Source organism: Allobosea sp. 05T433 (assembly GCF_056396065.1).
The window spans coordinates 84,644-98,885 of record NZ_JBFTKS010000006.1 but is presented as its reverse complement, the minus strand read 5'-3'; the positions used below and the strand labels follow the sequence as shown (position 1 = coordinate 98,885).

Below are 14,242 nucleotides of genomic sequence, written 5' to 3'. Positions count from 1 at the left end.
ACACATTCTCGGCACCGCACTGCGCCGCCGAGGCATTGGATGCATCTGCGCTCAGACCGAGCGGCTGTAGCTGCGCCCCGGCTGAGCGAGATAGGCATCGAAGACCGAGGCCACCTTGCGGACAAGCAGGCGCGAATCCTCCGGCATCAGCACGCGACTGCCGTCGAAGTGAATGACCCCGTCCTGCGCCAGCGCCTTCAGTCGCGGGAAGGATGGCGCCAGATCCTCCGGGTTCGCCTTGTGCTTGGCGCAGACGGCGCCGATATCGACCGTGAGATCGCACATCAGGCGTTCGATCAGCTCGGCACGCAGCCGGTCGTCAGTACTGAGCCGGAAGCCTTTCGCCGTGGCCAACGCCCCGCTCAGCACACGCTCGGCATAGCGGCCGATGACGACCTCGTTCTGGACATATCCGCCGGGAAGGCGGCCGATCGCCGAGGCGCCGAAGCCGATCAGCGCCTCGGCGCCGTCAGTGGTGTAGCCTTGGAAATTGCGACGCAGCACGCCCTCTGCCCCTGCCTGCCCCATGCTATCGTCCGGCAGGGCAAAATGATCGAGGCCGATGCGGACATAGCCGGCGGCGACCAGCGCCTCGGCCATTGCCTCAGCCTGTTCGTGACGTTCCAACCCGTCAGGCAAATCCGCCTCGTCGATCCTGCGCTGATGTTTCTTGAAGCCGGGCACATGAGCATAGCCGAAGACCGAGAGGCGGTCCGGCCGCAACGCGACGCAGCGCTCGACGGTCTCGATGCAAGATCGGACCGTCTGCTTCGGCAGGCCGTAGATCAGGTCGAAATTCAAGCCGCTGATGCCGGCAGCTCTGAGCCCGGCGACGACGCTTGCCGTCTGCTCGACGCTCTGGATGCGGTTGATCGCCTCCTGCACCACCGGATCGAAGCTCTGGACTCCGAGGCTCGCCCGATTGACGCCGGATGCAGCCAAGGCCTCTGTCACCGCCCTTGTCAGCCTGCGGGGGTCGATCTCGACGGCGATCTCGGCCGAGGGGGCGATGACAAAGCGCTCCCGCAACAGCGCAACCAGACGAAGGAAATCGTCCGGCGCGATGATCGTCGGCGTACCACCGCCAAAATGGACATGCTGGACCTGGAGCGGCGCAGCGAGCCGATCGGCAACGAGCGCGATCTCGCGGCGCAGGACTGCGAGATAATCGACGATCGGCTGGTCGCGCAGGGCAACACTGGTGTGGCAGCCGCAATACCAGCACATCGAGCGGCAGAACGGGATGTGGAGATAGAGCGAGGCCTTCGTTCCGGGCCTCAGCGCCCGCAGCCAATCGCCATAACTTTCCGCACCGATCTCGCCCGTGAAATGTGGCGCAGTCGGGTAGCTGGTATAGCGCGGCAGGCGCTCGTCGAAATACCGCGCCCGGACATTGGTCATGACACGTATCCCTGTCTTGCCAGAGTCGATTTCAATGGCATGTGTCTAGCGCGCCCCGGCGAACGATCCTTGATCCAGGACAAATGCCGCCCCGATCGATGGGGCGTGCTACCGACTTGAGAGGATTGGGCTCTGGCGCGACCGCCATGGCTCCCAACGCAGTTCCGCCCATCGCTCAGAGCTCTTGCCAAGCACGGGCTCCTCTTCTGGAATACGCCACGCGCCGCCTGCGCTGTCGTCGCAGGTTGCTGCCGAGGCAAGCCCTCCGGGGTGCCGCGGCAGTTGCGTGCACGAAAATGGGGAACAGACCACACATGACGAAAACGCGGTTCGATATCTGGCTCGACCAGCATCACGCTGAGTTCACGGCGATCCGGCGCGACATCCATGCCCATCCGGAGCTCGGCCTGGAAGAACACCGCACGGCCGCGCTGGTCGCGGGCAAACTCCGGGAATGGGGCGTCGAGGTGACCGAAGGCGTCGGCGGAACCGGCGTAGTCGGTGTCATCCGTGGCCGCCGGCCGGGCCAGGGCGCGATCGGACTGCGCGCCGACATGGACGCGCTTGCGCTCATCGAGGAGACAGGGCTGCCCTATGCCTCGCAGAATCCGGGCCGCATGCATGCCTGCGGCCATGACGGGCACACGACCATGCTGCTCGGCGCGGCGCGCTACCTCGCCGAGAACCCCGATTTCGCCGGCAGCGTGAATCTGATCTTCCAGCCGGCGGAGGAAGGGCGCGGCGGAGCGCTCGCCATGCTGAAGGACGGGCTATTCGCGCGCTTCCCCTGCGATGCGATCTACGGGCTGCATAACTCACCAGGCATGCTGGCCTCGTCCTTCGGCACGTGCAACGGCCCGATGCTGGCTGCGGCCGATAGCTGGCAGGTGATCTTCCGCGGAGTCGGTGGGCATGGCGGCTCGCAGCCTCACCTCTCGACCGACATCACCTATGCCCAGGCCCATTTCGTGCTCGGATTGCAGGGCATCATCGGGCGCAATGTCGCGCCGCTCGACACCGCCGTGATCAGCGTCGGCTATGTCCATGCCGGCTCGGCGGAAGCCAGCAATGTCATCCCGGCAGAGCTCGTCATCGGCGGTACGGCGCGCACCTACGCGCCGGAAATCCGCGATCTGGTCGAGCGACGGATTGCTGAACTTGCCGCGGCAACCGCGCAAGCCTGGGGCTGCACCGCGGAGGCCTCCTATCGGCGCGGACCGAGCGCCTTGCGGAACCAGCCGGATCAGGTCGCAGTCGCAGTGGCCGCCGCGTCCGCTTCGGTCGGCGCCGCCAATGTCAATGGGGCGATCCGGCCGGGAACCGGGGCCGAGGATTTCGCCGAAATGATGCAGATCAAGCCGGGCGCCTTCATGCGCATCGGCAATGGCGTCGAGGCGGACGGCTCCTTCAAGGGACTTCACACGCCGCTCTTCGACTTCAACGACGAGATCATTCCCGACGGCATTCGCTACTGGGTGAACATCGTCAGCGAAGAGCTTGGCGAGGATCTGCGGGCAGCCGCGGCCTGAGGCTACCTGCACCACTATCCCGCGCCGCCGGAAGCGGCGCGGGACCATACTCTGCTGTCGAAGGGGCGCAGGTCTTGCCGTTACGGTTACAGGCAACAGTTCCAGGCGCGCAAAACTGCGCCACGCTGGCAGTATGCCCTGCAGATGCGGGCCCTCAGTGCTTCGGCCGGAGGCTGCCATGGAGCAGGCGAAAAAGCGTGGATTAACGAGGCTCTTGCTGCGCTGGCCAGAACGGCGCGCGCAGCTGCGGGAAAAATTCGCCCGCGACCCCGGCTTTGCAGAGCTGTGCGAGGCTTATGAGGCAGCCTGCGAGGCCGAGTCCTATTGGACGAAATCGACACTGCCTGTGGGCCCGGCGCGAGCCAGGGAATACGACGCCCTCGTCTCCGCGACAGAACAAGATATCTTGATCCGGCTAGGTCTTTCTTAAGGGAGCCGACCCGGATTCTGGCGGAATTCATCGAATACTGCCTTGATCCATGCTGGCTCGCAGGGCATCATTGGGCTTTCAAGAGCTAATTACGGGCTTTCTTCAGTCCTAGCTGTCGAGGCGAGTGATGGGCGGGCGCATTGCAAGGCTGCATGACGGGAATCCTCCTCCCCAACTCGTCCTTGCAGCGTTGGACACTCTGCTGGCGCACGAGGCCTTGCGCCTTTCCGAGCGCAACCGGCGCTTCCTCTCTTTTGTCGTCACGCAAACCGTTGCGGGCCATTCCGACCGTATCAAGGCCTACTCGATCGGCGTCGATGTCTTCGGCCGCGACGACAGTTTCGACCCTGGCACCGACCCGATCGTGCGGATCGAGGCGACACGCCTGCGCTCGGCGCTGGCAACCTATTACGAGACGGCGGGAGCAAGCGCTCCCGTCAGAATCGCGATGCCACCCGGCAGCTACGTTCCATCCTTTACGTGGCGGCCGTCAGGGAATGGATCCACGAGACCGGCTTTCGCTACCGAGCCAGCGAGGATCGCGTCCGCCGGCGCCAGCCTGCCGACAATCATCATCAAGAACCTGACGGACCGCGCGGCCCGGCTTGCGGCAGTTCATGGCGACCTGCTTATCGAAACCATCATGAAGCGGCTCGTCACAGCCGGCTTCAGACTGTTCGCGATGCCGTCTGCCGAGCGCAGAGCTGCCGCGATCGCGATCAGCAAACTCCTCCTGCACCCCGACGAGACTTACGCGCTCGACATCGCGGTCCATCCGATGTCGACCTGCCAGCGCTTTTCCTGGTGCGCCACCGATCTGCGCAGCGGAGAGATCATCTGCTCCGACTTCGTCGATGAGACCGAACGCGACGTGCCTTGTGCGAGCACCATCGACATGATCGCTGCGCAGGCAGTCCAATCGGTGTCAAAGGCTCTCGCCGGCTGAACTGGTCGCCCGCCGCTCTCTTAGCTTACCGTAACTGTTACAGGCTTAAGCCCTTGCCGCCCCCATGCGACCGTCGCCCGGCGCGCATGGGCCGCGTCCGGCGGCTGTCGGGCTGGCCCGGAGCGTCGATCCGGCACCGGGACTGATTCATGGAACGCCACAAGTTCATGGCCGCCGCAGCCCTGGCACTGACGCTAGGGTTATCCGGCGGAGCAGCGAAGGCCCAGACTGCGCCTCCCGCCAAACCCAATATCCTTGTCATTTTCGGGGATGACGTCGGCCAGGCCAACATCAGCGCCTATACGCATGGGGTGGTCGGTTACAAGACGCCGAACATCGACCGCCTCGCCCGGGAAGGCATGATGTTCACGGACTACTACGCCGAGAACAGCTGCACGGCGGGGAGATCCTCCTTCATCACCGGGCAGACGCCGCTGCGCACCGGGCTTTCGAAGGTTGGTATCCCCGGCGCCCCGGTAGGTCTGCAGAAAGGCGATATTACCATCGCCCAGGCCCTCAAGCCGCTCGGCTACGCCACGGGTCAATTTGGCAAGAACCACCTTGGCGACAAGGACGAGTACCTGCCGACCAATCATGGCTTCGATGAATTCTTCGGCAACCTCTATCATTTGAACGCTGAGGAAGAGCCGGAACGGCCCAACTGGCCGAAGGATGATCCGACATTCGTCAAACTGATGTCGCCGCGGGGCGTTCTGAGGACCTCCGCCGATGGCAAGATCGAAGATACGGGCCCACTGACGCGCAAGCGCATGGAAACTGTCGACGACGAGACTACGGGTTCCGCGATCGACTTCATGCAGAGGCAGGTACGCGCCAACAAGCCGTTCTTCACCTGGATGAATTTCACTCGCATGCATGTTTTCACGCATGTGCGGCCGGAGTTTCGCGGCAAGAGCGGCATGGCGGGTAACGAATACGCCGACGGCATGTGGGAGATGGACCAGAATGTCGGCAAGCTGCTGAAGACGCTGGACGATCTCGGCATTGCCAACAACACCATCGTCGTCTTCACGACCGATAATGGCCCCAACGCCTTCACCTGGCCGGATGCAGCGACGACACCGTTCCGCTCGGAAAAGGATACGAACTGGGAAGGCGCGTTCCGCGTGCCGGCCATGATCCGCTGGCCGGGCCAGGTCAAGCCGGGCGAAATCGCCACTGGCATCGTCTCGGGCCTCGACTGGTTCCCGACGCTGCTCGCTGCGGCTGGTGACACGGCCGTGAAGGATCGCCTCCTCAAGGGCTGGCAGCCGCAGGGCAACCCGACGACCTTCCGCAACCATCTCGATGGTTTCAACCAGATCGACTACCTCACGGGCAAATCCGACAAGAGCGCACGCAACGAGTTCTACTATTTCAACGACGATGGCGCCCTCGTCGCGATGCGCTTCGACAACTGGAAACTCGTCTTCGAAAAGCAGGAGCAGCCTGGCCAGATGGATGTCTGGGCGAATCCCTTCACTCCTTTGCGCCTGCCCAAGATGTTCAATCTGCGCATGGACCCCTACGAGCATGCAGAGATCTCCGGCAGCGGGTACGATCAGTGGCGGACCGAGAACGCCTATCTCGCCGCCCAGGGGGTGATGAAAGCCACGCAATTCCTCGAGAGCTTCGTGGAATATCCCCCGAGCCAGCGGCCCGCGAGCTTCGGCGTCGATCAGGTCCGCAAACAGGTGGACAGGAAGATCGACGAGTCGTTCAGGAAGCGTGGTCTGGAGTGAGCCTGTAACTCAGGTATGGTGCCAGCCGGCGTCGCGAGGCGCCGGCTGGTCTCCTTCAAATGGGCCTTAAGCTGAAAGCCGGCATGAGCGTGGGGACAGAAGCGTCGAGGCGACGTCGCGGCGCTGGGGCGATCCGGGATCGCGCCACGCCGGTTGTCCGTGCTGCGCTCACCCTGCCAGCCGGCTTGCTGTTCCTCTCAGGTACGGCCGCGCTGATCCTCCAGGTGATCTGGATCAGGCAGCTCTCGACCGTGGTCGGGGTCGAGGTCTATGCCGTGACGACCGGCGTCAGCGCCTTCTTCGCCGGCCTCGCGATCGGCGGCCTGATCTTTGGACCGATTGCCGACCGCAACCTTCAGCCCTTGCGTCTCTACGCCGCTCTCGAAGGTGGCGTCGCCATCCTCGCCATGGCTGCGACCATCGGCCTGTCGCAGGCAGCTCCGCTCTTTGCCCGCCTCGAATTGACGACACCGCCGCTCGCCTGGGCGATGGTGTTTGCGCTCGTCGGCTTGCCCGCCGTGCTGATGGGCGGCACGCTGCCGGCACTGACGCGTTTCGCCGCCACCCGGCGCGACGATGTCAGTCAGGTCGGCGGCCGGCTCTATGCGGCCAATACAGCGGGCGCCATCACCGGTGCACTGCTCGCCTCGTTCCTTGTCATTCCCGCGGTCGGCATGCGCGGCTCGGCGCTCGTGGCCGCCGCAATCTGCCTGGTTGCGGCCCTCGCGGCGCTTGCAACGAACGCTAAGGCAGGTGTCGCAAGCGTCGACGCGGTCAAGCCGACCGATAGCGGCTTCTCGCCTTCGGCCGCGCTGGCCATCGCCCTCTACTCGGTCGCAGGCGGCATCGCGCTGGGTTACGAGGTGGTGTGGTCGCAGACGATCGTGCCCTTCATGAGCACGCGCAGCTTCGCCTTCTCCGTCCTGCTCGCAACCTATCTCACCGGGCTCGCGCTGGGGGCTGCCATTTTCGCGCGCTGGGCCGATCGCGTCACGAAGCCATGGAGTGTCTTCGGCCTGCTCATCGCAGGGGCCGGCCTGTCGGCCGCTCTGGCCATCGCCGTGCTCGGCCCCTGGCTGAGCCAGCTCCAGGGCCTGGTCGAGGCAGCAGTGCTGAATCTGACGGGCAGCGCCTTTGCCGGCATGTCCGCCCGATTTGCCGTCGCCGCGATCTGCGTCGTCCTTCCCAGTACCCTGTTCCTAGGCGCGGCCTTTCCAGCGGCGTTGCGCCTGATCGTCGCCCCCCGGCATATCGGCCGCGGTGTCGGCATGATCGTCGCGTTGAATACCCTCGGCGGCATTCTTGGCACGGCCATCACCGGCTTCGTCCTCATTCCGGCGCTCGGGCTCGTCCAGACCCTCGCAGTGCTCGCCGTTGCCGCCGCGCTGGTGGGAGCCGTCGCTGCCTTGCGCGAACGGCGCGCCGGCTCAAAGGCTTGGATCGCGGCGCTCGCCATCAGCGCCGCCACATGCGCGACCGCCATCCTCCTGCCATCCGATCGCCTCGCCACGCTGATGCCCGGCGCCCGCGGCGCGAGCCTTACCTTCTATGACGAGGGCCTGGGCGGCACGGTCGCCGTCGTCGAGCGGAGCTCGGGCCGAAACCGCTTCCGCCGTCTCTACATCCAGGGCGTCTCCAATTCCGGCGATGCGATGCCATCCCTGCGCTACATGCGGATGCAGGCATTGCTGCCGCTGATCATTCACAACCGCGAGCCGAAATCGGCTTTGGTGATCGGCTTCGGTACCGGCATCACGGCGGGAGCCTTGCTGACCTATCCCGGCCTCGACCGGCGCGTCGTTGCCGAATTGCTGCCGAGCGTCATCCGCGCGGCGCCGAATTTCGAGGGTAGCTTCCGGGCCGCAACCGACCCGCGTCTCGAGATCCGCCTGCGCGATGGACGCCGCGAGCTCCTGCGCAACCCGGATCGCTACGACCTGATCACGCTCGAACCGCCGCCACCCTCTGCTGCGGGCGTCGCCAACCTGTATTCGAGCGATTTCTATGCTCTGGCTCAATCGCGCCTTGCCGAGGGGGGCCTCGTCGCGCAGTGGCTGCCCCTGCCGACCCAGAACGACGAAGACACGCGGTCTCTGGTGCGCAGCTTCCTCGACGTCTTCCCGCACGCCACCCTCTGGACCACTGAGCTGCACGAGATGCTGCTGATCGGCTCGCAAGAACCGGTTTCGCTGGATCTGCAGAGGATCGCCGGCCGCTTCGCACAGCCGGAGGTGGCAAAGGCTCTGAGTGATGTCGGCATCGATTCCCCTGCGGCTCTCCTCGCGACCTTCGTCACCGATCGGCAGGGGCTGGAGCGCTATGCAAGCGCTGCTCGCCCCGTGACGGATGACGATCCGCGCATCGAATATGCAGGCTGGGTGCGGCGGCTCGAACTGGCGCGGACCTTGCCCATTCTCCTGGAGATGCAGGGAGAACCGCCGGTCATCGGCGCCGACGATGCATTCCGGGCCGATCTTGCAAATGAGCGCAGCAGACTCGTGACATTCTACGATGCCGGCCTTGCCGCTTATGTCGGCGACCGGGCGCGCTGGGCGCGGCAGATGCGGCGCGTGATCCAGGCCGATCCCACCAACCCCTATTATAACTGGTTCACAGGGGGCCCTCGCGAATGAGCGAGCGCGGAAGCGTTCTGCGGGATGCCCGCCCCCGGAAGCCCGACATTGAGAAGGAGAACCCGGTGCTGAACGTTCGAGCTGCCCTGGCCGCGTTGTTCCTGGTCTCATCCTGGGCGTGGAATGGCGCCGTCCTCGCCCAATCCGACCCTCTGCCATCCTGGAACGACGGCAAGGCAAAGACCGCCATCGTCGAATTCGTCAGAAGGGTAACGCAGGAGGGCGGCCCCAATTACGTCAAGCCGGCGGAGCGCATCGCCACCTTCGACAATGACGGCACGCTCTGGGCCGAGCAGCCGGTCTATTTCCAGCTTCAGTTCGCCTTCGACGAGGTGAAGCGGCTCGCTCCCCTGTATCCGGAGTGGAAGAGCAAGGAACCCTACAGGTCGGTCCTGGCCGGCGACATGAAGGGGCTGGCGGCCTCCGGAGAAAAGGGCCTCCTGCAGATCATGGCGGCTGCCCATTCCGGGATAACGACACGGGAATTCGAGCGATTGGTCGTCAGCTGGCTCAACACCGCGCGGCACCCGACGAAGAAGCGCCCCTATACCGAGATGGTCTACCAGCCGCAGCTGGAGCTGCTGACCTATCTGCGCGCCAACGGCTTCAAGACCTTCATCGTCTCGGGCGGTGGCGTCGAATTCATGCGCGTCTTCGCCGACAAGGTTTATGGCATCCCGCCCGAACAGGTGGTCGGCTCCGCCGGTGCAGTGACATTCAGGCTGAGCCCGAGCGGCAAGCCCGAACTGTTCAAGGACGCCAAGGTCGAGTTCATCGATGACGGTCCCGGAAAGCCTGTCGGGATCAACCGCTTCATCGGCCGGCGACCGATCCTGGCCTTCGGCAATTCCGACGGCGACCTGCAGATGCTGCAATATACGACGGCCGGCGATGGGCCACGCCTGGCCCTCATCATCCATCACACCGATGCCGAGCGCGAATGGGCCTATGACCGCAAGTCGCCTATCGGTAAGCTCGACAAGGCTCTCGATGAGGGCCAAGCCAACGGCTGGACCATTGTCGACATGAAGTCGGACTGGAAGGCTGTCTTTCCGCCGGAGCCGTAGCGATGAACAAGGAAGACGTGGTCAAGCGCTTCAGGATCACGGACGGCGACAAGTTTCGGCTTTCCGACGTCGACCCCGCCGATGTTTGCGGTTTCGACAGTGAGAAGGACGACGCCAAGGAGTTGCTGGCAGCCGGGGTCAAGCGTCTGCACGCGCTGCAGGAGCGGCTCTACGCCGAAGGGCGCTGGTCGCTCCTCGTCATCTTCCAGGCGATGGATGCGGCCGGCAAGGACGGCACGATCGAGCACGTCATGTCGGGCATCAACCCGCAAGGCTGCGAGGTGACGTCCTTCAAGGCTCCAAGCACCATTGAGCTGCGGCACGATTTCCTGTGGCGCACCACCTGCGCACTGCCGGAACGCGGTCATATCGGGATCTTCAACCGTTCCTATTATGAAGAGGTCCTGGTCGCGCGGGTCCATCGCTCGGTCCTCGAAGCGCAGAACCTCCCGCCCAAGCTGATCACAGACGATATCTGGCGCGAGCGTTTCGAGAGCATGCGCGATTTCGAGCAGCACCTTTCGCGCAACGGCGTCGCGATCCTGAAATTCTTCCTCCATGTCTCGAAGGACGAACAGCGGCGCCGTCTCCTCGCCCGGATCGACGAACCGGACAAGAACTGGAAATTCGACTCAAGGGATCTGGCCGAGCGCGGTCATTGGGACGAGTATATGGGTGCCTATGAGGATGCGATCCGGGGCACCGCGACGAAGAGCGCGCCCTGGTACGTCATTCCCGCAGATCACAAATGGTTCACGCGGCTCGCCGTGGCGGCAGCCATTGGCGAAAAGCTCGAACAGCTCGACCCACAGTTTCCGACGGTCGACGACGACATGCGCAAGGCCATGGCACAGGCGCGCAAGGTATTGGCGAGCGAGGAGCGGTCCGAGCGCGCCAAGGCGGATTGAACAGCAGCGGAGGCCCGACGACCATGACGGATGGCGCGGTACTGGACAGGATCGACACGTTGAGCGGCATGATCCGCATTCCCGGCGGAACCTTCCGCATGGGCTCGGACAAGCACTATCCGGAGGAGGCGCCGAGCCATCGCGTCACGGTCGATGGTTTCTGGATCGACGCGACTCCGGTCACCAATGCGCAGTTTCGCGCCTTCGTCGAAGCAACCGGCTACGTCACCTTCGCCGAGATCCCGCCGGACCCAAAGGACTATCCCGGCGCCCTGCCCCATATGCTGCGAGCAGGCTCGCTGATGTTCAACCCGCCGACCCATGCGGTCGACCTGCGCGACTGGTCGCAATGGTGGAAATTCCAGTTCGGCGCGACCTGGCGCAAACCCTATGGGTCGGGGTCGTCGATCAAGGGGCTCGACGACCACCCGGTCGTGCATGTCGCCTATCGCGATGCCGAAGCCTATGCAGCCTGGGCCGGAAAGGCCGTGCCGACCGAGGCCGAATGGGAATTCGCCGCACGTGGCGGGCTTGAGGATGTCGAGTTCGCCTGGGGCGACGAGTTGACGCCTGGCGGACGTCATATGGCCAACACCTGGCAGGGCAATTTCCCCCACGAGAATACGCGGGAAGACGGGTTTGCGCGCACCTCTCCTGTCAGCGCCTTTCCCGCCAACGGCTATGGCGTCCACGACATGATCGGCAATGTCTGGGAGTGGACAACGGATTTCTGGTCGACACGCCATCAAGGCGATGCACCCAAGGCCTGCTGCGTGCCGCAAAATCCCCGCGGCGGCCCCGAGGCCAACAGTTATGATCCGCGTCAGCCTGCGATCCGCATTCCGCGCAGGGTCCTGAAGGGCGGCTCGCATCTCTGCGCACCAAGCTATTGCCGGCGCTATCGCCCGGCCGCCCGCCATGCCGAACCGGTGGATACCTCGACGAGCCATGTCGGCTTCCGTTGCGTGGTCCGGACCGAGCCCATCCCCCCGACCTGAATGCAGCTGTAACGGTTACGTTGCTGACTAGAGCGCCGCTTCGTTCAGAATTCCGGCGAAAGCCCCATTCGCATTCCGGAGGGAACAGGCTGATGAGCGACGGCAGGGGATCGGCGGCTCGGGATGCGGTCGTCGATCTGCAGAAGCGGATCAACCAGGACATCATCGGCCAGGAACGCGTCGTCGAACGGCTCGTCGTCGCACTGCTTGCCAATGGCAATGTCCTGCTCGAGGGCCTGCCGGGCCTCGCCAAGACCCGCGCCATCAAGAGCCTTTCGAATAATCTCGAATCCGACTTCAGCCGCATTCAGTTCACGCCGGACCTTCTCCCCTCGGACGTCACCGGCGGCGAGATCCTGCGCGGCGACGGTCAGTTCGAGTTCCGCAAGGGCCCGATCTTCGGCAATCTTGTCCTGGCTGACGAGATCAATCGCGCCCCGCCCAAGGTCCAGTCGGCGCTCCTCGAAGCGATGGAGGAACGGCATGTGACGGTCGCCGGCAAGCGCTACGACCTGCCCGACCTCTTCATGGTACTCGCGACCCAGAACCCGATCGAGCAGGAGGGAACCTATCCTCTCCCGGAAGCGCAGATGGACCGCTTCCTCATGCATATCCGGATCGACTACCCCACCGATGCCGATGAGGTGAAGGTGATGCGGCTCGTTCGCGGGGAAGCTGCTGAGCCGACGGGTGCTGCCGCGCAGCCTCCGCCGAAGATCCCGCAGAAGCTGATCTTCGAGGCGCGCTCCGAGATCGACCGGGTGACGACGAAAGCGGTCGTCGAGACCTATATGGTCGCCCTTGTCGCCGCGACGCGCAGGCCCGCCGAATTCGGCGACAAGCTGAAGAACTGGATCGCAGTCGGGGCAAGCCCGCGCGGCTCGCTCGCACTCGATCGCTGCTCGCGCGTCTATGCCTGGCTCAACGGACGCGATTATGTCACGCCCGAAGATGTCCAGGCGATTGTCCATGACTGCCTGCGCCATCGCCTGTCGCTCAGCTACGAGGCCGGCGCCGACGGCGTGAATGCGGACGGTGTGCTGGACGAGATCATGAAACTGGTTGCGGTCGCGGCCTAGGGCGGAGCGGCTCATGGCGTTGATGCGGGAAAGACAGGGAGCAGGCAGCGCCGTTCCGGAAACTGGCGCGCGCGTCTTTGTCTCGCTCGATGACCTGCTGCGGCTGAAGCACCGTGCAAAGGGTTTCAGCTTTCTGCCTCGCCAGCCGGTTCACAGCCTGCTTGCCGGCCGGCATGCCTCACGCCTGCGGGGACGCGGCCTGAACTTTGAGGAGTTGCGCCACTATTTCGAGGGGGACGATACCCGTTCGATCGACTGGCTGGCGACGGCTCGTCTCGGCTCTCCTCATGTCCGCGTCTATTCGGAAGAGCGCGATCGGCCGGTCCTTTTGATCATCGACCAGCGCAGCACGATGTTCTTCGGCAGCCAGCGGGCGATGAAGTCAGTCGCAGCCGCCGAAGCCGCGGCACTCAGTGCCTGGCGCGTCACCTCCCTCGGCGATCGCATCGGCGCGGTCGTCTTTGGCGATCGGCAGATCGTCGACATCAAGCCGCAGGGGCGTGATATCGGCGTGATCCGCGTGCTTTCGGAAGTGGTGAAGCAAAATCACGCCCTGGGCCAGCCAGAACCGACGTCGGCGGCGGCCCAGCTCAATGAAGCCCTTCGCCATGCGGTCCGCATGGCGACGCATGACTGGCTGGTCTGCCTGATCTCCGATGCGGCCGGCGAGGATGAGGAAACGGCGCAGCTGATCACCCGCCTTTGTGCTCACAACGATGTTCTGGCCGTCTACGTTCACGATCCGCTCGAGCGTGACCTGCCGGATGTCGGCCCCGCCGTTTTCAGCTCCAGTCTTGGCCAGATCGAAATCGATTCTTCCTCTCAGGATCTGCGTAGCCGGTTCGCGCGCGAGCATGCAGACTGGCGCGCACGACTGGCGGATCTCTCCCGCCATCGGGCGATCCCGATTCTTCCGATCTCGACAAGCCTCGATGTTGCGGCACAGTTCCGCGAACTCATTGGCAGACGCAGCGAACGCCGGGCCGCGGCAGCGCAAGGGCGGCCGCTGCGATGAGCGACGATCCCGGGAGCCTGGCCAATCTTCGCGACCTGGTGCTGCCTCCGGACATTCCGTTCTGGCCGCCCGCGCCGGGTCTCTGGATCGTCGCGGCAACGTGCCTCGCGATGCTCGCGGTTCCGGCCTGGCGCGCGGTCCAACGCTACCGCGCCGCCGCCTATCGTCGCGCGGCGATCGCCGAACTGGAGACCATATCGGCTGGGATAGAGCAGAACGATCCCGACGACGTCGCCCGCATCTCCGCGGTGATGAAGCGCGTCGCCATGGTCGAATACGGCCGCGACAAAATTGCCTCGCTCAGCGGCCCCGCTTGGGCCGATTTCGTTGCACACGAGGCAGGCACGGGCTTCGATCCGGCCACGATACATCGGCTGCTCACCGAGGCCTTCGATGGAAGGACCAAGCCGGATCCGTCTGAACTACGGCTTCTCATCGGGCATGCCGAGCTATGGGTCCGCGCCCACCGCACGCCTACCGTCGCGGAGGCCTGA

Annotated in this window: 12 protein-coding genes; 11 read left to right on the top strand and 1 reads right to left on the bottom strand. The window is 64.5% G+C overall.

All coding sequences use genetic code 11. The annotated features are described in order from the left end of the window. Positions 1-51 precede the first annotated feature (51 nt). A complete protein-coding gene (gene hemN / locus AC1DGP_RS10140; RefSeq protein ID WP_441506950.1) occupies positions 52-1,401 on the bottom strand; it encodes an oxygen-independent coproporphyrinogen III oxidase in 1,350 nt (449 codons plus the stop codon). Positions 1,402-1,715: 314 nt separating this feature from the next. Here hemN and AC1DGP_RS10135 point away from each other — a divergent pair, with 314 nt between their 5' ends. The 11 genes from AC1DGP_RS10135 (at position 1,716) to AC1DGP_RS10085 (ending at position 14,242) form a co-directional block, all read left to right on the top strand. Next, positions 1,716-2,930, top strand: a complete 1,215-nt coding sequence (locus tag AC1DGP_RS10135; protein ID WP_441506949.1) for an amidohydrolase — start codon at positions 1,716-1,718, stop codon at positions 2,928-2,930. A 178-nt stretch (positions 2,931-3,108) separates the two neighbouring features. Further along, complete coding sequence (locus tag AC1DGP_RS10130; RefSeq protein ID WP_441506948.1) at positions 3,109-3,360, top strand: hypothetical protein; 252 nt, start codon at positions 3,109-3,111, stop codon at positions 3,358-3,360. Positions 3,361-3,487: 127 nt separating this feature from the next. Further along, positions 3,488-4,306 (top strand): hypothetical protein, encoded by an 819-nt coding sequence (locus AC1DGP_RS10125; protein ID WP_441506947.1) that lies wholly within the window; start codon positions 3,488-3,490, stop codon positions 4,304-4,306. A 149-nt stretch (positions 4,307-4,455) separates the two neighbouring features. Beyond that, positions 4,456-6,048, top strand: a complete 1,593-nt coding sequence (locus AC1DGP_RS10120) for an arylsulfatase (protein ID WP_441488136.1) — start codon at positions 4,456-4,458, stop codon at positions 6,046-6,048. An 83-nt stretch (positions 6,049-6,131) separates the two neighbouring features. Then, entirely contained in the window at positions 6,132-8,681 is a 2,550-nt protein-coding gene (locus AC1DGP_RS10115) for a fused MFS/spermidine synthase (RefSeq protein ID WP_441506946.1), read from the top strand. A 68-nt stretch (positions 8,682-8,749) separates the two neighbouring features. Further along, positions 8,750-9,748 carry an HAD family hydrolase gene (locus tag AC1DGP_RS10110; protein WP_441507036.1) on the top strand — a complete coding sequence of 333 codons (999 nt, stop codon included), beginning with the start codon at positions 8,750-8,752 and terminating at the stop codon, positions 9,746-9,748. 2 nt (positions 9,749-9,750) lie between these two features. Continuing rightward, positions 9,751-10,656, top strand: coding sequence for a polyphosphate kinase 2 family protein (locus tag AC1DGP_RS10105; protein WP_441488134.1), 906 nt, complete (start codon positions 9,751-9,753; stop codon positions 10,654-10,656). Between the two features lie 23 nt (positions 10,657-10,679). Then, positions 10,680-11,654 carry a formylglycine-generating enzyme family protein gene (locus tag AC1DGP_RS10100; protein ID WP_441488133.1) on the top strand — a complete coding sequence of 325 codons (975 nt, stop codon included), beginning with the start codon at positions 10,680-10,682 and terminating at the stop codon, positions 11,652-11,654. A 92-nt stretch (positions 11,655-11,746) separates the two neighbouring features. Continuing rightward, positions 11,747-12,733, top strand: a complete 987-nt coding sequence (locus AC1DGP_RS10095) for an AAA family ATPase (RefSeq protein WP_441506945.1) — start codon at positions 11,747-11,749, stop codon at positions 12,731-12,733. A gap of 13 nt (positions 12,734-12,746) precedes the next feature. Next, positions 12,747-13,748 (top strand): DUF58 domain-containing protein, encoded by a 1,002-nt coding sequence (locus AC1DGP_RS10090; protein WP_441506944.1) that lies wholly within the window; start codon positions 12,747-12,749, stop codon positions 13,746-13,748. After that, positions 13,745-14,242 carry a DUF4381 domain-containing protein gene (locus AC1DGP_RS10085; protein ID WP_476832070.1) on the top strand — a complete coding sequence of 166 codons (498 nt, stop codon included), beginning with the start codon at positions 13,745-13,747 and terminating at the stop codon, positions 14,240-14,242. The genes AC1DGP_RS10090 and AC1DGP_RS10085 overlap by 4 nt, the downstream gene beginning before the upstream one ends.